The 18,927-nt window shown below is 69.2% G+C and carries 20 protein-coding genes; 14 read left to right on the forward strand and 6 right to left on the reverse strand.

Going from position 1 to position 18,927, the window contains the following annotated elements; translation table 11 throughout:
• Positions 1-253 precede the first annotated feature (253 nt).
• The 6 genes from ACIA5D_RS46090 (at position 254) to ACIA5D_RS46115 (ending at position 3,931) form a co-directional block, all read left to right on the forward strand.
• A complete protein-coding gene (locus tag ACIA5D_RS46090) occupies positions 254-853 on the forward strand; it encodes an NAD(P)-binding domain-containing protein (RefSeq protein ID WP_396037035.1) in 600 nt (199 codons plus the stop codon).
• A gap of 13 nt (positions 854-866) precedes the next feature.
• Positions 867-1,802 carry an SDR family oxidoreductase gene (locus tag ACIA5D_RS46095; RefSeq protein WP_396037036.1) on the forward strand — a complete coding sequence of 312 codons (936 nt, stop codon included), beginning with the start codon at positions 867-869 and terminating at the stop codon, positions 1,800-1,802.
• 13 nt (positions 1,803-1,815) lie between these two features.
• Positions 1,816-2,115, forward strand: a complete 300-nt coding sequence (locus ACIA5D_RS46100) for an SDR family oxidoreductase (protein WP_396037134.1) — start codon at positions 1,816-1,818, stop codon at positions 2,113-2,115.
• A 151-nt stretch (positions 2,116-2,266) separates the two neighbouring features.
• Positions 2,267-2,902, forward strand: a complete 636-nt coding sequence (locus ACIA5D_RS46105; protein WP_396037037.1) for an NADPH-dependent F420 reductase — start codon at positions 2,267-2,269, stop codon at positions 2,900-2,902.
• Positions 2,899-3,624, forward strand: a complete 726-nt coding sequence (locus tag ACIA5D_RS46110; RefSeq protein WP_396037038.1) for a DUF998 domain-containing protein — start codon at positions 2,899-2,901, stop codon at positions 3,622-3,624. The genes ACIA5D_RS46105 and ACIA5D_RS46110 overlap by 4 nt, the downstream gene beginning before the upstream one ends.
• 25 nt (positions 3,625-3,649) lie before the next feature.
• Positions 3,650-3,931, forward strand: a complete 282-nt coding sequence (locus tag ACIA5D_RS46115; protein ID WP_396037039.1) for a hypothetical protein — start codon at positions 3,650-3,652, stop codon at positions 3,929-3,931.
• 132 nt (positions 3,932-4,063) lie between these two features.
• Here ACIA5D_RS46115 and ACIA5D_RS46120 read toward each other — a convergent pair whose 3' ends face one another.
• Positions 4,064-4,678, reverse strand: a complete 615-nt coding sequence (locus ACIA5D_RS46120; RefSeq protein WP_396037040.1) for a TetR/AcrR family transcriptional regulator — start codon at positions 4,676-4,678, stop codon at positions 4,064-4,066.
• A 145-nt stretch (positions 4,679-4,823) separates the two neighbouring features.
• Here ACIA5D_RS46120 and ACIA5D_RS46125 point away from each other — a divergent pair, with 145 nt between their 5' ends.
• From ACIA5D_RS46125 to ACIA5D_RS46135, 3 genes are all read left to right on the forward strand, one after another.
• Positions 4,824-5,726 (forward strand): NADP-dependent oxidoreductase, encoded by a 903-nt coding sequence (locus tag ACIA5D_RS46125; RefSeq protein WP_396037041.1) that lies wholly within the window; start codon positions 4,824-4,826, stop codon positions 5,724-5,726.
• Positions 5,727-7,160: 1,434 nt separating this feature from the next.
• A complete protein-coding gene (locus ACIA5D_RS46130) occupies positions 7,161-8,120 on the forward strand; it encodes a hypothetical protein (protein WP_396037042.1) in 960 nt (319 codons plus the stop codon).
• A gap of 83 nt (positions 8,121-8,203) precedes the next feature.
• Positions 8,204-8,431 (forward strand): hypothetical protein, encoded by a 228-nt coding sequence (locus ACIA5D_RS46135; RefSeq protein ID WP_396037043.1) that lies wholly within the window; start codon positions 8,204-8,206, stop codon positions 8,429-8,431.
• Between the two features lie 547 nt (positions 8,432-8,978).
• Here the strand turns inward: ACIA5D_RS46135 and ACIA5D_RS46140 are convergent.
• From ACIA5D_RS46140 to ACIA5D_RS46155, 4 genes are all read right to left on the reverse strand, one after another.
• Positions 8,979-9,185 (reverse strand): hypothetical protein, encoded by a 207-nt coding sequence (locus ACIA5D_RS46140; protein ID WP_396037044.1) that lies wholly within the window; start codon positions 9,183-9,185, stop codon positions 8,979-8,981.
• 377 nt (positions 9,186-9,562) lie between these two features.
• Entirely contained in the window at positions 9,563-9,706 is a 144-nt protein-coding gene (locus tag ACIA5D_RS46145) for a hypothetical protein (protein WP_396037045.1), read from the reverse strand.
• Positions 9,703-9,861, reverse strand: coding sequence for a hypothetical protein (locus ACIA5D_RS46150; protein WP_396037046.1), 159 nt, complete (start codon positions 9,859-9,861; stop codon positions 9,703-9,705). The genes ACIA5D_RS46145 and ACIA5D_RS46150 overlap by 4 nt, the downstream gene beginning before the upstream one ends.
• A 54-nt stretch (positions 9,862-9,915) precedes the next feature.
• The gene (locus ACIA5D_RS46155; protein WP_396037047.1) at positions 9,916-13,566 is read right to left on the reverse strand and encodes a CHAT domain-containing protein; all 3,651 of its coding nucleotides are present in this window, start codon (positions 13,564-13,566) and stop codon (positions 9,916-9,918) included.
• 70 nt (positions 13,567-13,636) lie between these two features.
• On the opposite strand from ACIA5D_RS46155, the gene ACIA5D_RS46160 reads away from it, so the two are divergent.
• The 5 genes from ACIA5D_RS46160 (at position 13,637) to ACIA5D_RS46180 (ending at position 17,355) form a co-directional block, all read left to right on the forward strand.
• On the forward strand, positions 13,637-14,200 hold the full coding sequence (locus ACIA5D_RS46160) for a hypothetical protein (RefSeq protein WP_396037048.1): 564 nt from the start codon (positions 13,637-13,639) through the stop codon (positions 14,198-14,200).
• A gap of 6 nt (positions 14,201-14,206) precedes the next feature.
• On the forward strand, positions 14,207-15,103 hold the full coding sequence (locus ACIA5D_RS46165) for a hypothetical protein (RefSeq protein WP_396037049.1): 897 nt from the start codon (positions 14,207-14,209) through the stop codon (positions 15,101-15,103).
• A gap of 57 nt (positions 15,104-15,160) precedes the next feature.
• Positions 15,161-16,447, forward strand: a complete 1,287-nt coding sequence (locus tag ACIA5D_RS46170; RefSeq protein WP_396037050.1) for an ABC transporter permease — start codon at positions 15,161-15,163, stop codon at positions 16,445-16,447.
• A 15-nt stretch (positions 16,448-16,462) separates the two neighbouring features.
• Positions 16,463-16,654: a hypothetical protein gene (locus ACIA5D_RS46175; RefSeq protein ID WP_396037051.1), complete on the forward strand. Its 192-nt coding sequence runs from the start codon at positions 16,463-16,465 to the stop codon at positions 16,652-16,654.
• Positions 16,655-16,788: 134 nt separating this feature from the next.
• The gene (locus ACIA5D_RS46180) at positions 16,789-17,355 is read left to right on the forward strand and encodes a phosphatase PAP2 family protein (RefSeq protein ID WP_396037052.1); all 567 of its coding nucleotides are present in this window, start codon (positions 16,789-16,791) and stop codon (positions 17,353-17,355) included.
• A gap of 58 nt (positions 17,356-17,413) precedes the next feature.
• Here ACIA5D_RS46180 and ACIA5D_RS46185 read toward each other — a convergent pair whose 3' ends face one another.
• A complete protein-coding gene (locus tag ACIA5D_RS46185) occupies positions 17,414-18,694 on the reverse strand; it encodes a hypothetical protein (RefSeq protein WP_396037053.1) in 1,281 nt (426 codons plus the stop codon).
• Positions 18,695-18,927 lie beyond the last annotated feature (233 nt).

Below are 18,927 nucleotides of genomic sequence, written 5' to 3' on the forward strand. Positions count from 1 at the left end.
TATCGCAACCGCTGAAAGAAGTCTTGGACACCGACTCAGGCCAATGGCACGCTTAATCGGTACCTGATGGAGCCGGAGCGAATTCGATATAAGAAATTCGGCATCGGGACTTGATGGCAGGGCCCAGAACCAGAATGGGCACATCGTGAATTGAGCCAGGCCGGTCGCGTCATTCAATGGCGTCGACGAGACCACCGTCAACAACGACAGGGTGGGCATGGCTTCCTATTCAGCTCCAGAAAGCAGGCACGCCATGGGCAGCATCAGCATTATCGGCCTGGGGAATATGGCCGGCGCCCTGGCCGGCCGCGCGCTCGCGGGCGGCAACGCCGTCGAGATCATCGGCCGCGACCCGGCCAAAGCCAAGGAATTGGCCGCCGCGCTCGGCAGCGCCACTGTCGGGACGCCCGGCGCCGCCCCGGCCGGGGACATCGTCATCCTCGCCGTGCCGTACGCGAGCGCGGCGACGGTGGTCAGCGAGTACGGGGACGCACTGCACGGCAAGGTCATCATCGACATCACCAACCCCGTCAACGCCGACTTCACGGGCTTTGTCACCTCCGACGGCAGTTCCGGTGCGCAGGAGATCGCCAAGGCCGCCCCCGAGGGCGCGCATGTCGTCAATCGAGAGCCTGGGACTGCGCCCGATGGACACCGGGCGGCTGCCAATGGCGCGGACACTGGAGAACGCCTCCCTGCTGGAGCTGGGCCTTCTCACTCACTCCGTCAAGCACACCAATTTCTTCCTCGGCGTCAGCATTCTCAGCTGAGCGCGCCCGCATCCCACTTCTCGCGCCACATCACGCCAGTCGATCTACGGCACGAGAAGGACAGCCCCTTCCACCTAATCTGACAAGGACAGTCGCATGCGCGTTTTCGTCACTGGCGGGACCGGCCATTCCGGTTCGTACATCGTCCCCGAGCTCATCGGTGCCGGGCACGAGGTCACCGGCCTGGCCCGGTCGGACCCGGCCGCGGCGGTGCTGTCCGCGCTCGGCGCGAAGGTGCGCCGCGGCGACCTCCGGGACCTCGACGGCCTCAAGGAGGCGGCCGCGGACTCCGACGGCGTCATCCACGTCGCGCACCGACAGGATCTGCTTCCGTCGGGCGGGATCAAGGCCGTGGCCGCCGCGGAGGTCCCGATCATGCTCGCGTACGGCGAGGCACTGGCGGGAACCGGAAAGCCGCTGGTGGTGGCCGGGAGCATTGGCTCGCCCGGGAAGCTGGGCCGGCCGGTCACCGAAGATGACCCGGCCCTTCCCGTCGGCGATGAGCACAAGGGCACCCTGCGGGCTCGTAACGTCGTGGAAACCACCGTAATTGGCCTCGCCGAACGGGGAGTGCGGTCCTCGGTCGTGCGGCTTCCCACCATCGCACACAGCATGACCGATCGTGCCGGCTTCCTATCCATGCTGATCGCGCTCGCGAAGGAGAGGGGCTTCGCCGGTTACCCCGGAGACGGCGCCAACCTGTGGAACGCCGTGCACGTCCGCGATGCCGCCTCCGTGTTCCGCCTGGCGCTGGAGAAGGGGCCGGCCGGCAAATATTGGCACGCGATCGGGGACGGGGGCATCCCGTTCCGCGAGATCGCCGAGGCCATCGGCAGCCGTCTGAGCCTGCCCGCCGTGAGCATTCCCATGGACGAACTGATGGTGCCGGGATACTTCGGGTTCCTCGCGAACATCGTCACGCAGAGCTACCCGGCGTCCAATCTCATCACCCGCCGGACCCTCGGCTGGGAACCCACTCAGCCCAGCCTGCTCGCCGACCTGGACAACGGCCATTACTTTCCCGCCGGCTGACGGCGGAACCCGAATCGAAACGAGTCCGGCGGGAAGCAAAGCCGTCCAGCACGCCGGGGCCCGCGTCTGGCTCAACGAACTGCGCGACCGCAAGATCTGGGTCAACGTCCTGACTCCCGGCCAGGTCGCCACCGCCAAACAAGAAGAACTGTTCGACGAGGCCACCAGGGACGCATTCGAGTCCCTCATCCCCCGCGGAAAGATGGGCCGCCCCGAAGAAATCGCCACCGTCGCACTTGTCCTCGCCTCTGACGACTCCAGCTACGTCAACGGCTTGGAACTGGTCGCCGACGGCGGCACCACCGCCATCTGAACCACACACCAGAAATACCGGGGGCACCCCCCACGACGAGTCGGTAAAGACGCGGCAGCCGGCTCAGAAGCGACGCGGCCGACGCCGTGCGCCTGACCCGGCCGGAACTAGACAGAGTGACACCTCGAGAAACAGGAAGAGAGCACACCTCATGAGCAGCATCACCATCATCGGTACGGGGAACATGGCCCGTACCATCGGCACGCTCGCGGTGGCCGGCGGCAACACCGTCGAGGTGATCGGCCGCGATCAGTCCAAGGCCGATGACCTGGCCGAGGCTCTGGGCGGTGGCGCCACGGCCGGGACATTCGGTGCCGCCCCGGCTGGCGAGATCGTCATCCTCGCGGTGTTGTTCGACAGCGCCGTGCCGGCCGTCCGCGAGTTCGGGGACGCGCTGGCCGGTAAAATCATCGTCGACATCAGCAACCCCTTCAGCGCCACCGGCACCGGGCTGGCTGTCCCTCACGACACGTCCATCGCGCAGAGGGTGGCCGAGGCCGCGCCCGCGAGCGTGCATGTCGTGAAGGCGTTCAACACCCTTTTCCGCCACGTCCTGGCCCAGGGCGGCCCGGTGGACGTGTTCTTGGCCGGCGACGATGCGCAGGCCAAGGCGAGCGTGTCAGCGTTCATCGAGAGCTTGGGACTGCGCCCGCGGGACACGGGCGACCTGAGCATGGCCCACTGGCTGGAGGGAGCGGGCGTGTTGACGATGGGCCTGGCCCGCTACGGCGTGGGGACCTTCGACTTCTCCCTCGGCATCAACAGCCTCGAAGGAGCGTCACGATGACCTCGTCTGCCCGAGACCTCGATGGAGCAGACATCGATCTGACGGCCGCTTCGTCCGGGAGGCGCGCGGCTGTGCGGCGATGGGCGTGGCTCGGCCTGGTCGCCCAGGCGGTCTTCGTCGCGAGCTGCCTTGTCCCGGTGCTCTGGCAGGGACCGCACTACAGCGTCGTCGCCCACACCATCAGCGACATGTATGCGGTCACTGCGCCGCATGCCGGGTTCCTGGTGGTGGTCCTGAGTTTGTGCGGTGCCGCCACGATCGGCTTCGCATTGCGTTCGGTGTGGTCGCAGCTGCGTACCGGCGGCTGGAGGGCAGCGACGGGTTCCGTCCTGCTCGCCCTGTCCATCGTCGGGCTCGGTGACCTGCTCTCTCCCGCCGAGAGGCTGGCCTGCCGGATGGCCGACCCGGGATGCACCGCCACGCAACAGCTGTCCAACACGGGCGGACAGCTTGACAACGCCATCAGCTCGATCGGCGTCCTGCTGCTCGTAATCGCCGCATTCTTCCTGGCCGCCGCGATGCGCCGCACACACGGCTGGGAGGGCTGGGCGCGCCCGACGCGCTGGACGGCAGTCCTGATCACCGTTTTCGCGGTGGCCAGCGTGCTGACGCAGGAGGCGGGCTACACCGGCCTGTTCGAGCGCCTGGTCGCCGCCACGGGCGCCGCCACGCTCGCGGTGCTCGCGGTCGGGGTCCTCCGACGGACCCGAGGCACATCCTGACGGCCGCGTCTACATCATGCACAAGGTGCCGGTCGACTCCGTCCACTACGTCGACCGGCCGATCTTCGCGCTGCCCGTCCCGCACACCTGGACGCCGGATGCGGCTGTCACCCTGCTCGGCGACGCCGCACACCTAATGCCCCCGCTCGGCGTCGGCGTCAACCTCGCGATGCTCGTCGCCAGCGAGCTCGCGCTCGCCGTGGCCGATTCGGCCACCATCGCCGACCCCCGCGTGGCTACGAGAACACGATGCTGCCTCGCTCCATCGAGAATGCGACAAGGTTGCACCATGGTGCCGAGTTCATGATCATGACCGACTAATACTCCAGCAGGAGATCTGCACCGTCCCGAATATGGTGGAGTCTTCAGCTCGACATAGGTCCGATTCGCCGGCCGGACTCGAACCGGATGATCTTTGCCTAGAACTGCGGTAAGACGGTTATCGGGTGAGCCAGCGATCCAGTTCGGCGACGATGTTCTCGATCTGCGGGCGGAGCGCGTCGGCTATCTCGGCCGGGGTCTGACCTTCGCGGGCGCGGTGGCCCGACTCGCTGATGATGATCTGGAACACGCCGGCCAGCGCGATGCCTTGAAGGCGGGCGATTTCCGGCGTGATCGGGCTCGTTTCGCCGATGGCGGCAGCGAGCGCGGTGGCCTGGCGGTCGGTCAGCTCCAGGGCGAGCCGGTTGACCGCTGGGCTGATCACCGCTAGGTAGCCGAGCGTGCCGCGGGCGATCTCCGGCTGCGTGTCGCGGATAGCCGACACGCTCTGCAGGACGAAATCGCGGATGGCGGCGGCCGGGCTGGTTCCCACCGGCCGGGAGCGGATCAGGTCGTCCAGTTGCTGCTGTATCTGCTGTTCGCGGTCGGTGACCAGCTGTTCCTTGGTCGGGAAGTAGTTGTAGACCGTCTGCTCGGCCACCTCGGCCGCGCGCGCGATCTCGCGGACCGTCACCTGCTCGTAGCCCTGCTCGGCGAACAGGCGGGCCGCGGTATCGGCGATGAGACGGCGGGTGCGCGCCTTCTTCAGGTCACGAAGTCCGGGTTCAGCCACTACGAGAGTGTATCAAGCCACATTAATATGGTGGACAACAACTTTATGGCATGATCCATGCACGGAGGCGATCCAGGGATCGAGCTGATCTCCGCCCTCCGATTTCAGCCAAGCAGCGACCCCGGGGTCGAGAGCGGAGCACATGATGAGGGCAGCCCGTTTCAGCCGGTTCGGCGGTCCGGAGGTTCTGGAGATCGTGAACGTTCCGGAGCCGCATCCGGGGCCGGGGCAGGTCCGGATCGCGGTGCGCGCCGCCGGGGTCAGCCCGAGTGACTGGAAGAAGCGCAAGGGCCTGATGGATCAGGAGCTTCCGCAGACCCTGGGTTATGAGGCGGCCGGGGTCGTCGACGAGCTCGGCGACGGCGTCACCGACGTGACCGTCGGCGATCCTGTGTTCGGCGTCTGCGCCGAGGCGGCGGCTCAGGCCGAACTGGCGGTGCTGTCGGCCTATGCGCCGATCCCGCCGTCGCTCGACTTCCCGGCCGCCGCTGCGCTGCCGGCCACCATTGAGACGGCCATGCGTGCGCTGGACCAGCTCGGCGTCGCCCGCGGCAGCACGCTGCTGATCAACGGTGCGTCTGGCAGCGTCGGCAGTGCGGCGGTTCAGTTCGCCGTAGCGCGTGGTGCACGCGTGATCGGCACCGCAGGCGCGGCCAATCACGACTACTTGCGCTCGTTGGGAGCCGAGCCCGTCACGTACGGCGAGGGCCTCACCGGGTGGGTACGGGCGCTCGCCCCCAAGGGCGTCGACCTCGCGCTCGACGTCGCCGGCAGCGGAATCCTGCCCGAACTCATCGAACTCGCCGGCGGCGCGGAACACGTCCTGACGGTCGCCGACTTCGCCGGCGCGCACAAGTACGCAGTGAGATTCAGCCGGGGCGACTCTGGTCGCGCGCTCCACGCGCTCGCCGAAATCGGCGAGCTGATCGAGTCCGGGCGCTTCGAGCCCCAGGCTGTGCGGACCTTCCCGCTGGCCGAGATCGCCGAAGCCCACCGCGTCAGCGAGCAGGGTAAAGGGCGGGGAAAGCTCGTTCTGCTGATCGGCTGAGACGCCTCACGCCGTCACTCCCTCCGTAAGGGAGCCCACGACTGCTCAGCACCACGAAGACGTCCTCGAATAGCCGGCGACCGTGCAGCTGCAGCTCGACTGCGGATGGTCGGCCGCACGCGCGGCCATCGGTATGCTGCCCCCAGGTCGTCCTCGTCGCGGCTGGTGCGTTCGTCAGTCCGTTCGGGCAACGGGTCGGTTCGGACCGGGTCGCCTGGATCCCGTGCCGCGGCTGTCGTGTTCGCCGACACTGCTTCCGAGTTGCCACCGGCGTCGGCGTCGGCGTCGGCGTCGGCGTTGCCGTTACCGGCGCCATCCCTCGCCGTGATCTTCACACGCAACATCGCCGCCTCGAGTTGAAGACCGGCCGAACAGCACAAAGGACTGTCGCTTTCCTGGTCCTCGCCGTGGTGGTCGTCGCTCTTATCGCGTGGGCTATTCGCGTACGCTGAAAGGCGGCAGACAACCAGCCAGCCAGCCAGGCCGACGGCGAAGGCGCGTTAGAGCCATCCCGCCTTGTGGGCGATCCGGGCCGCATCTGATGCGATTGTGGGCGCCGGCCTTGCTGATCGCGTTGGACAAGTGGTTGCGGACCGTCGCGCCGGACAGCTACAGGCGAAGGGCGATCTGATCCCCCGGATGCGTACGCAAAACACGAGGCGCGGGCTACTGAGATCGTCTCCGCGTACACCGGCGGCACGCTACCGACCTGTGACGGTGCGGCAATCGCCGCCTCCGGGTGGACCCGCCCCGTCGCGGGCACCGTGGGCTCCGGGTTCCGCACCCTGGACCGGCGGCGAGCCGATGGGCTATTGGGTAAACTGAGCGATGTTGCAAGAAACGCAACGTGTGGCCGAGTTGATATTTGTCCTGTTTCGCCGAAGGTTGCGAGTGTCAGACTTAGGTTGCGAGTGATCTTGCGAGGGTCAGGATGCTCTGCAAGTCGCAGCCAGGCTACGGGGATCGGCGCCGAAGAACGCTTGGCGACGGCGACGTTGAGTGCGGTCTCCGGCTCGGCTGACGTGGAGCGAAGCCGCTAGGCGGCCCGTGCCTGGTGCAACGGCCATGCGCCTCGCGCAGGTCGGCCAAGTTCTGCGCAAGCGCCGTGACCCTGTTGACGTGGCGGATGCCGGGCAGCGCGTGCTGGTTGGCGTGGGCTACCTTCGATGCCGGTCGCAGAACGCTGTCGTTCTTGCATGGGAGGGGCTCTTGCCAGCGATACCCCCGGCCGCATCGCCGCCTCCGGAGTCATCGCCATCCACTAGGAAGGCGTCCCCGCGAGGTCCGGGACCGGACGGAACACATCCAGTAACCCCCATCAGGCGGCCATCGCCCGCGCCGGGAAAGCCGGCGCCGTCCGCGGGTCGGACTGCCCCGACTGCGATTCCACACCCGGCCTCTCCACAGACGGCGAACGGGCCGTCCATCGCGGCCTTGCTGGCCAACCGCTTCCTTGACGGCGCAAAGGATTTGCCGCCACGAAAGCGGTGGGTTGCCTTGGCCGTGGTCGTGGTTCTTGTCATGGCTGGCGCATTGGTCGCACTCGGCTGGGACCTCGTCTCCGACACGTGGACGGCGAAACCACGGGCCGAAGCTCAGCGGGACGCGGACCGGGGGATCGACCTGGCGAAGACGCCGTTCACCAGTACTGCCGACTACGACACCTCGCTGCCGGAGTTCTGGAAGATTGTCCTTGATCGCACCCTCACGGAGGATGAACAAGCTGCCCTAGAGGCGATCCCGCTCGATGGAGCCGGCAAGAAGGTGTGGGAGTTCCTTCGTCCACTGGGTGGGCGCCTGTTGCGCTACCCGACATCGATGCTTCAGCCTCCTCCTAACTTCGATTCAGGAGAGGCGTTCTGGGCGGACGCGACCATCTTCAACATGAATCTGTTCAGCGAACGAACATCGCAGCTTTCGATTGTCGACATGCGGGCGATCAATGTGTCCTGTCGGCCGCCGTCGGCCAAGACCGTAGTGGAGTTCCCTCCTCAGGGCGAGGCCGAGTATCCCGGTGTCCTGTTCGACTTGACGACGAAGGACACTGCACCGTTCATCACCGATCCTGGAGACGACCAAGGCCAGCCGTACTTCAGCCGAAGGAAGATCGACCTCGGGGGCGGCACATCACCGGGTGCGCTTCGGGTCGAGGCGATGGTGAGAGGCCAGTCTTGCCAGTGGGAGATCCAGGCGCGCTACCGCGACTCCATCGGGAACGGCAGCGAGGTGACCCTGCGAGACGGTGACAAGCCGTTCTTCGCCGAGGCCTTGCCGGCGAAGCCCGAACAATACTGGGTCGTGGATTTTCTCCCGTCGGGAAGCTCTTACTTGTCCCCGTGTCACGAGGCGTCTACGGCCATCATGTGCACACACCGGGCTAAAGCCAACGGCTAACGAGAGCTGAGGCCCCGAAAGCGATCGCCCCGAGCCGCCTCGCCAACCGTTGCCGGCCGCCGGCCCGGCCAGGGCGGTGGCTGGTGAACGCGGTGCGGGCGGCGAACTGCTCCGCGCTGCATCTGGGCCAACTCCTCGACGCTGAGCCCGGCGCCTCCTCCAGCGGGCGCAGTTCGCTGCCCGGCGGGGGCTGGCCCGGTTGCCGGCGGGCGAAAGCGAGCGCGGCCAAGGCACAGAAGCTGGTCAACGTCATCTGCGCCGCGTCGGCGGCCCGGATCGTCGCCAGTTCCTCATCGGTGCACCCGGAGTGATCCGGTGATCCGCGGGGTCTGCCCGCGCGGCCGGTAATGGCGGCCCGGCGCCGTCCGGTCCACAGTGCTCGCGGTTTTCGGGGCGCTCCTGCCGTGCGTGGTGTCAGTCATGCCCTCGCCGCAGCTGCCACCAAGGAATCCGCAAGGTAAGTCTGATCAGATCCCTGCCGCGTCGGTCAGAACTACCTTGCAAGCGGCTGGTGAGCACGTCGGGCTTCCGCAAGGTTCGACTGAAACGGACAATATTCCTTTCGGTAGCCGACGTTCCGCTGTCGAAGCTGGCCAGTCTCGCGATGCTCGGGAGGTCCTACGAATCTTGCTGCGGCGAGACCGCAGCCTCTAGGTCCGGACGATCGAGCATGCGCGCCCGGAGCACCTGGCTGCTCCCAGCCCGCTTCCTCTCAGCGTGGGCGCTGACCGGTAAGGCGGGCGAATGCCGCTGCGAACAGATTACTAATCCATTCTGGAAGCTTTTGCACGCAGGACTAACAACTTCTTTGGTGCAAGATCGGCCGTCCTCTTTTGCCGCCGAGAGGGCGCGCGAGCGTCACTCAAGGTGATCGCAGTGCGGATTGCATTTACGGCCGATCGAGTGAGCAAGGTCTCGGAGAAGGCGTCCGAGCCGCTCGACTTCCTCGGCAGTCGGCGGAGTGATGGGCGCGCCGGCCGCGATATGTTCGCCGAGTTCGTTCAGCGCCACGTAGAGGTCTTCAGCGGTCGCCCGATCCAGTCGTATCACGACGTCGTCTTTCACCCGGGCGACGTCACTGTCATGCCGCCGACCGCGCCCGCTCGGACGGGTGTTATATGACGCGTGATGCCCTTGTCGCGGGTCGGCGAGGATGTTCACAATCGAGGCGACTATCCGTTCGGCGGCTGAGGTGTTGATCCGAGGGCTTGGTGCTTCATGCCCGGGAGTCGGCCACTGGCGGGCGAATCGCCGCGCTTCACCGGTTGGCAAGGTGACCGGAGGTGTGCGTGGTGGCCATTGTCAGAAGCTGTCGCGGACCCAACTGACCCCGCAGGCCAGCAGGATCAGCAACGCGACGGCGCCGATCCGCAACCACGGAATGTCGTGGATGCGGCGGTCCACTGCGATGGACACGCTGATCCCGAAGCACACGGCGAACATTACGGCGAGAAGACGGTCAGTGCTCGCCGGCCGCCGCTGTCTACGTCCCAGTAGAGCCAGCTGCACAGCGGTGTCGCGGCGAACGGCAGCGCCGAGAGGATGATCGGTGGGATGGCGATCCGCCAGCGATTGAACGGGCTCACTGCCGGTCTTCCTCGACCGTGCTGGCCAGCCGCTCGGCGGTTCGTTCGGTCTGGTCGCGTTCCTGCGGCGACATGCGGTCGAGGTCGGTTTGGGCCTTCTGCGCCGCCGCGGCCAGCGCATGGCTGTGCCAAGGCGGGAGGCCTTGTCGGGTCACTCGGCGTCAAGCTCGGCGTCGTCACACTCCGCAACGCGATCGACAAGATCCCCGTCACGCACCGACCAGGACATAGCCAGCCCAAAAGTACGGGCTCGCGTAAGGGGTCTCGGCCGGGGTTTCGGCCAGCAGTCGCCAGCGGCGGGCCGCTTTGGGGCTGGCCTCCTGGGTGGCCAGCTCGGCCACGGTGACGGATCGCAACCACAGCTGCGCCTCGCGCAGGGCCGCGTCCGGAGGCATGGCGCGGCGCACCAGACCGTCGTAGAACCGCCTCATCAGCAGGCTGCTTGCCAGGTCGTTGACGTTCCACAGGGTGGCGATCACGGCGGGCGCGCCGGCCCGCAGCAGCGCCGCCGCTAGGCCGGTGTACTCACCGGCGGCCGGGTCGGGCTCGGTCACCGCCGACTGGCAGGCCGATAGCACCACCAGGCGGGCGGCGGCTAGGTCGAGGCCGGCTAGCTCGGCGGCGTACGCGTAACCGTCCGCGAGCTCGACCACCGAGTGGTGCGGCTGGAACCAGTTCACCGCCGCGTGGCAGGCGACGTGGACGAGGCCGTGCCCGGCCGTGTTGCGGAGCAGCGCGGCGCGGGTGGCGGCCTCGCCGGTGAAGACATCGGCATCGGTGAGGGCGGCGATGGCCCGGACCTCGTCGAGCGCATTGGGCAGGTCGCCGGTGGAGTCTGCGAGCAGCAACGCCCGGCGGCCGGCCCGGGACGGCTGGTCGCGGCGGCGGATCGCCTGCCGCAGCAGTTGGGTGCTCGGGGCGTACGAGATGATCCGATCTTCGATGAGGGCGCGATGGCGGCCGCCCTCGGTGTGCCACGCGGCGTGCAACGGGAATAGCCGCGACAACGGGGACGAGACAATCCGCAGCGGCGTCTCCGCGGGGACGCCCAGCTGCTCCAGCCGCTCCTCCAGCGGGCCGGCGACCGCGGTCCACAGCCAGCCGGTGATCTCTTGCATCAGCTCGGTCAGCTGGTCGAGCCGGAGGCGGCCGAGTTCGAGCTGAGCCGCGGCGGTCAGCCATCGGACCTCGGCGTCCTGCACGGCGTGCCGCTCGATCTCCAGACGCACGACGGCCGGCTCGGATGCGCCGGGCGACAGCACGAACAACGCCACCCCGTACGCGCAGACCAGCGGCACCACCAGCACCGCGCCGACCGGTGCGGCGGTGTCCGGCCGGTCCGGCGTGACACCGGCGAGGGCGTTGGCGAGTTCGCGGCGGGCCAGCGCCAGCGTCCGGCCGAGTTGCGCGTCGCTCGGCCGGCCCGGCACCGGCGGCGCGTTGAGGGCGTTGCGGATCTGTTCGATCTGCCGACGGGCGCGCTCGACGCGGCCGCGGGCCGGTTCGGGCAGATCGTCCGGGCCCGGGTCCAGGACGTCCAGCAGCACCCGCGCCCGGCCCTGTTCCACCAGCGTCAGCGCCTCAGCGGTCCGTCCCCGCTCGAGCATGTCAAAGGCGAGGCACGCGTATGCGCGGGAGAGCGCCGGCAGGATCTGCTGCTGCGACGCCTCGGTAGTGGTGCCGCCCAACAGCCGCTCCCCTACGCCGATGATCTCCTCGAAGGCGGCCGCGCGCTCGATCCCGGTCTCGGCGAGGTCGACGCGGGCCCGGAACACGTCGACCTCGGTGCGCGGGGTGACCGCGGCCCTCGCCTCGTCGAGCAGCTCAGCCGCTGCGGCCACGTGCTCCGGCCGGTCGCCGCGGTCCGCCATCGTCAGACGCAGGTTCATGCCGGCCAGGCGCACCTGCACGTACTCGTCCGGGTGGTCCCGGCGGGTGTATGCGGCCAGGGCGATGCGCAGGTTGTCGAGCAGCTCCGCGGTGACCGCCGTCTCACCGGCCTGGATCCGCCGCTGCCCGACGCCGACCAATCCGATGTGCGCGCCGGCCGCCCAGGAGTCGCCCAGGCGGTCCAGCTCGGCGAGCGCCGCCCGGTAGTGCCGCTCGGCGACGGCCAGCCGCTCCACCGTGCCGAACCTGTTGGCCAGCAGGGCGGCCGCGATCTTGGTTTCGATGCGGGCCCACTGCCGGGCGTCGCCGCGCGCCCGGTAGAACTCGACGAGCGTGCTGTACAGCGCCACCGCGTCGTCGGTCGTCGTGATCGGGTTGCCGTAGAGGCTCAGCCGATAGGCGTCGGCGAGCTCGCCCGCGGCCTCGGCCCACTGATCCGGGAAGGCGCCCGGGGTGAAGACCGTCAGCGCCCGCTCGCCGTGCTCGATGGCCTGCGCGTAGTTGTCGGCCGGGTCGCCGGTGGGCCGCCACCGGTATGCGGTGGCGAGCAGCGCGTGCACCTGCGCCCACTGCACCGGCCGGCGGTCGCGGTCGGTCAGGGCGAGCGCGTCCTGCAGGGCGGCGAGCGCATCTTCCGAGGTCTCCGACGTCGCCGTCTCCTGCAGCGCCGCCACCCGGGCGAACTCCATCGCCGCCCGCGCCCAGTTGTCTGGATTGGTGGCCCGGTCGACCAGCGCGACCGACTCGCGCAGATAGGTCAGGCCGCGGTCGTGGTGGTCGTCCGGCCCGCCGCGGTCGGCGATGCGCGCCAGGGTCTGGTAGATGCCGACCGTGACGGCCGGATCGGTCGAGAGCTCCAGCGCGGCGTGCGCCTGCTCGTGGGCCTCGGCCAGGTTTCCGGTCAGGCCTGCCTCCAGCGCGTCGGCCAGCAGGGCGCGCGCCCGGGCCGCGTCGCGCGCGTGCTCGGCCGGATCGAAGCCGGCCACGGCCTGCCGGGCCTGGGCGACCGCCTCGGCCACGTTCTCGGCGCGGCTGCCGTGGACGCGCGCGAGGAAAGTGCCGGCGAGGTTGGTATGCGCGCTCGCGGCCGCGGTGACGTTGTCCCGCTCCTGTGCCCAGGCCAGCACGGCGCGATGGTGGTCCAGTGCCTCGTCGACCCGGTCGGCGCGGTCGGTCCCGTACGTCTCCAGCAGGGTCTCGCCGACGACGCTGTGGAACAACGCCCACAACGACGAGCCGGCCTCTATCAGGGCCAGGCCTCGCCGGGCCAGCTCGAGCCGGCGCTCAGTGCCCAGGTGGTCGTCGGTGAAGAGCAGCTCGTTGACGATGTCGTCGACCTCGCGGCTGCCGCTCACCGGCGGCTGCTCGTCGGCCGGGCCGAGGGCTGCCTCGACCGCTGCCTCGACGCCGTGCTGTCGCGCGTAGGAGAGTAGGTTCGCGAGGGCGTTCAGGTGCGGGTCGGTGCCCGCGATGCCGCGGACGAAGAACTCGGCGGGCGGGGTGCGGAGCAGATCCGCCTCGCGCCGCAGCACCGACCGCAGGCCGGCGCCGGTCTTGGTGTCCACGTAAGCGACGACGGCCGCCATCAGCACCTCGCGCACCGCCGGCCGGCTCGCCAGGTATGCCGCCATGGCCGGCTCGTCGCGCAGGCCGGCCAGGTCGGCCAGCACCTCGGGGGTGACGGCGCGCTCCCGATCCCGGTGCAGCCGAGCCCCGAACGCCTCGGCGACGCCGCGCTCCCGGCTCTCGAGCAGCAGCGCCCGGTCGGCCTCGATCCCGCCCGCGACCTCGGGGTCGGCGCCGTACTGCGCGATCAGCACCGCCAATAGCGGGTCGGCGTATTCGCCGAGCAGGTCCTCGGCGTGCGTCTCGAGAATGGCCCGCTTCTCGGAGAGCTCGGCCGTGTTGACGAACGCCTCCACGGCGTCCACCACCGACTGTGGAACCTCGACGCCGCGCGGCTGCCCCATGCCGCGACACTAACGGAACCGGACGCGCCGGGTCCTGGACTCGCGGCCGGGCGGCTGGTAACCAACTCATGTGACTGTGGACTGGGGTGAGGTCGGCGACCGGCCGCTCGCGGAGGCCGCGACCGTCGCCTCGTCGGGGACCGTGCACGACGCGGTCGGGCGGGCCGGAACCGGGTGGGTGGTCATCACCGACGGCACGGGATCCCCGCTCGCGGCGGCGGCGCCCGGCGCCTTCGCGGGGCAGCCTGCCGACCGGCCGCTGGCCGAGTCGATCCACGAGCTGCCGCCCACGGTGATCGTCCCGTCCGGCACCAGGATGCGCGACCTGCTCCGCTCCTGGGTCATCGACGAGATCGAGCCCGACTCGGGCTTCGTGGTCGTCGCCGGCGGCGAGGTGGTCGGCGTGTGGGCCGGCGCGGACATGCGGCACACGGTCGCAGTCAGCGGCGAGCGCGGCGCCTTCACCGACGCCGAGCTGCCCGGCGAGATCAAGATCCCGCTACTCACCCACGTCTGCGGCTACGTCGAGGGCGGCGCCCGCTGCTCATCGATCCAGCTGTTCCCGGAGCCGCCGGCGCAACCTGTGCGATGCGCGAACCCGGCCGGGCTGTCGCCGCACGCGTTCGCCTGGTAGGACGCTGTGTTCGGTGCGCTGCTCGACAAGACGACCGGCTGGCTGGACCAGCGCCTCATCACCACGATCGTGCTGCCGTCGCTGGTCTTCTGGGCCGGCCTCGGCGCGCTGCTGGCCACGCACTTCGGCTGGGCGGCCGCCACGCACCGGTGGGCGGAGCTGGACGGGGCACGGCAGCTCATCGTCGCGGCCGGCGCGGCCGTCGCCCTGATCTCATTCTCGCTGCTGGCGCAGGTGCTGCTGCCCGGGCTGATCCGGCTGTACGAGGGATATTGGCTGGTGGGCACGAAGCCGGCAGCCTGGCTGATCGACCGGCAAAAGAAGCGCTGGGATGGCCTCGACCTCACCCGGCCCCGGGACTACACCCGCCGCTACCAGCTCTACCCGCCGGACAAGGCCGACCTGCTCCCCACCCGGCTGGGCACCACGCTGAAGGCCGCCGAGGCGTACCCCGGCGACCCGCGGCGCTACGGCATGGACGCGGTGTTCTTCTGGCCGCGGCTCTACCCGCTGCTGCCGGACGCGCTGCGCCAGTCGCTGACCGCGGCCCGGTCGAGCCTCGAGCAGATGCTGTTCACCGCCACGCTTTGCGGCGTCTTCGCGGTCACCACGGCGGTCTTCGCGGCCACCCTGCGCCTGCCGCGTTCGGTGTGGATCCCGGTGCTGATCGGCACGACCCTGCTGGCCCTGCTCTGCCACCAGGCCGCGCTGCGCGTCGCGGTGAGCTACGGCGAGCTGGTGCGCTCGGCATTCGACACACACCGACGGGCCCTGCTGACCGCGATGGGCCTGGAGCCGCCCAAGACGCTGGAGGCCGAGCGAGCCTTGTGGAAGGCGCTGGGCCAGCAGCTCTACCGCGGCGGCGCCGACAGCCCCGACCTGATCGTCTTCAAGACCACCTAGCGCAGCATCTCCCCAGGGGCTCTGTTGCGTTCGCCCCGTCGGAAGATCGAGGCAGGCTTGTACTCGAGCAGTCTGTGTCACCTGCTGTGCTTCGCCGGAGTCGCCCCCGGTCCGCACGCGTTCGACATCGGCCTGGTCTGGCTGACCCCGGCCGATCTCGCGGCCGTGCACGACCGCACCACGCCGTCCGTCGTCTACCTGCTAGGTCTGCGCCTGGCCGACCCGTCCGCGGCGCCCGCCTTCGCGGCCGCCCACGGCGCGCTGCCCGGGCCCGGCGTGACGGCGCCCTTCGTGCTGACGTGGCAGCAGATCCGCGACGCGGACGGCGGGGTGACCCGCTCGGCGCAGGCCGCGCTGCAGGTCGGCGCGGTCCTGCTCGCCCTGCTCGCGGTTGCCGGTCTGACCGTGCTTGCCGGGCGCCGCACGCTGGAGCAGACCCGCCGGGTCGGCCTGCTGAAGGCCGTCGGTGGCACGCCCGGCCTGATCGCAGTGGTGCTGCTCGTCGAGCATCTCGCGCTGGCGGCGCTCGCTGCCGCCGCCGGGCTCGGCGCCGGCCGCCTGCTGGCCGGCCGGTTCACCGGGCCGGGCGCCGGGCTGCTCGGCTCGCCCGGCCCGGCGTCGCTGACCGGCTCGACCGTCGGCGTCGCGGTCGCGGCCGCCCTGCTCGTTGCGCTCGCCGCCACCCTGATCCCGGCGCTGCGGGCGGCCCGGTCCGGCACGATCACCGCTCTCGAGGCGCCGGCCCGGACGCCGCGCCGCCACGGCGGGCTGATCGCCGCGTCCGCGGCCCTGCCCGTCCCGCTGCTGCTCGGGCTGCGCCTGATCGCCCGCCGGCCGGTCCGGGCGGCGCTGGCGGTGCTGAGCAGCGCGGTCACGGTCACCGGACTGGTGACGATCGTGACCAGCGCGACCGTAGCCGGCCGCGACACCGGCGGGCTGCACAACCTGCGTACCGAACGGCTGGCCCAGGTCACCACCATGATCACGGTGATGCTGCTGGTGCTGGCCGCGGTCAACACGGTCTTCCTGACCTGGGCCACGGTCGCCGATGCCCGGCACGCCTCGGCGCTGGCCCGCGCGTTCGGCGCCACGCCAGGTCAGGTGACAGCCGGCCTGTCAGCGGCTCAGGCCGTGCCTGCCACGCTCGGGGCGCTTGCCGGCGTGCCTTCAGGGCTGCTCGTCTATCGTGCCGTGACCCAGACGTCGTTCGCCGTGCCATCGGTCGCGGTGCTGGCCGCCGTCCTGCTGGGTTCCGTGCTGGCGGTGGTGGTTTGCACCGCGGTGCCGGGCCGCGTCGGCGCGCTCCGGCCGGTTGCCGATGTGTTGAGCGCCGAGTCGGCCTAGGAGCGCCGGCTGCTCATGCTGCGCGCCCGGCCGCGGGCGCAAGCAGCGCCTCCGATCAGCCGGGACGCGCACCGGTTCGACGGCAGCCCGCACGTTGAGCCGGGGGTGGAGTTCGGCCAGGCGTTCCCGTTCGGTGTAGACCAGGTCGTCGAGGTCGACGTCCTGGCGGCGTACCCGGAGCTCGTGGTTGTCCGCCCGGGCGAGTAGCAGCAGGTCCGCCACCAGGCGGACATCCGCGTGCTCTCGGTCCGGATCCGGCCGACCGACCGCGCCGGCCAAACCTGATGGAGAGCTGAAACTCGTTCAGCGGGCTCTTACCTTTTCGTTGCCAGAGTGTCACGGTGAATTACCAGGTTTTTCAGGCGATCAACACCTTCGCCGGACGGTGGGCGCCGATCGACTGGATCATGCGGATCGCCGCCGTGTGGCTCATTTTCGCCGTTTTTGCCGTGGCGAGCGTCGTCGTGGTCCGTGCGCTGGCGCGGCACCAGATCCGCTCTGTGATCTGTCTGGGGATTTCGCTGTTGCTCGCCTTCGGGCTGGGGCAGGGTCTCGCCCGCCTCAGCCACGAGCAGCGGCCCTTCCAAGACCACGCCGTGCATCAGCTGATCCCGCACGCGCCGGGCGTCTCAATGCCCAGCGATCACGCCACCGCCGCGTTCGCCCTGGCCTTCGGCATGCTGCTCCTCCTCAACCGCAGGGCAGGCCTCGCGCTGACAGCGGCAGCTGTTCTGATCGGTTTCGCCCGGGTGTGGGCCGGAGTGCACTATCCCGGTGACATCCTCGCCAGCGCCGCGATCGCCGGCCTGTCGGCCTTCTTGGTGTACGTCACGGACCTTGGCGCCCGCGACGTTCAGCAACGCCACGCCTCGGCCGGGCAACCCCGGAAGCCTTCTGGTTCGGGCTAGACAGGTCGGGTGTTGGCGCGCCCCGCGCGCCAACACACGACCCACTTCTCCGACCCGGTCAGATGCCGTCGAACTTGTTCAGGGTGCTGACCAGTGTGGCCAGGGCCGCCGAGCAGGCGGACTGGCTTGGGTTGCCGGCGCGCAGGGCGGTGAGGGCGTCGTCGATCTCGCCGTCCAGCTGGTGCCATTTGCTGGAGTCGCGGGGCTTGAGCCCGGCCTCGGCGTCGTCCCAGGCCACCTCCAGGCCCTTGATCCGGGCCTTACCGCCGGCGAGATCATTCTTGGCGACTCGGGCTTGGACGTCGGTGACGATCGTGGCGAAGGAGGTGAGATCGCCGAGTCGCGTGGTCGGATGAGCCTTCCGAGCCGATGTCGCCGCGCGGGAGCTGCTACCGGATTGGCCTGGCAACGGCGCTTCCTGGTCGGTGACGGTCAGCGAGCTGCTGTCCGATGAAGGGGAGTGCGTTGCACTGAGCGCCAATCCCACGGCGGCGACCACCGCGAGGCCTGCCGCGGCCCAGGCGTAGTCCGCGCGATAACCGCCGGCCGGTCCACTTCCCTTGACCTTGACCCCGTGCTGGTTGACCAGCAGTTGCTCGCGGACTACCAGCACGATGATGACCGCGAAGAACAGCAGGCTGGTGGCGCTGGCGCCCAGCGCGAGCCCGCCGAATTGTTTGTCCTGGGTGAGCAAATCACCCATCGATGCGCCGAGCGGACGGGTGAGCACGTACGCGATCCAAAAGGTCAGCACCTGACCGGCGCCGGCCTTGTACGCGATCCAGCTGGCCACAATGAGCCCGCCGAAGATGAGCACTCCGTTGCGGAACCCGAGACTGAGCGCCTCGGTGGCCAGATCGCCCGCGGCGGTGCCGAGCGCGAAGGTGGTGAGAATGGCACCCCAGTAAAAACCTTCCCGGCCCGGTGTGTCGACCGAGGCGATCGCGAGTGTCCCCTCCTGGCGGTGCCAGACGACGAAGACGATCGCGAGAACGACCGCGAAGACCGCAGTGCTCAGATAGAGGCTGACCCCGAGCGTGTCGGTGAAGAAGTCGGTGATCTGGGTACCGACGATGCTGACCAGCACGACACAGAGCCAGTAGATCCAGGGCGTGTACTTCCTGGTCCGGAACTGGATCATCAGCGCGGTGGCGAGCACGGTCGCCATGACGGCGTCGGTGACCAGCGGGCCCAGCCCGACGTTGACCGTCAGGTAATCGGCGAACGTTTCGCCGATTGTCGTGGACAATACTTTGATGACCCAGAACGTCGCGGTGATCGCCGGAACTTTCGTCAACCAGACACGCGAGCGTTCCTCGGTGGCATAAGTCACCGACATTGTTTCTCCTTCAAAGGTCTCAAGAATGGCGCGGACGTCGCATGGTGAGAGTGCGACGGAATCGAAGGCTGCGCTGACTAAGAAGCCGACGGTTCAGGTAGCGTCGGAGGCGCGGCAGGTTCGCGAGCGGACGTCATGACTGGTAACGATCGGCCAGCCGACCTTAAATTTCGCTGAAGCGCCCATTCGAGCGACACGGGCAAGAGCTCGCGCGGGCGCGTCGCATCTGGTAA

Origin of the sequence: Actinoplanes sp. NPDC051513 (genome assembly GCF_044454685.1) — a bacterium.
Classification (GTDB): domain Bacteria; phylum Actinomycetota; class Actinomycetes; order Mycobacteriales; family Micromonosporaceae; genus Actinoplanes.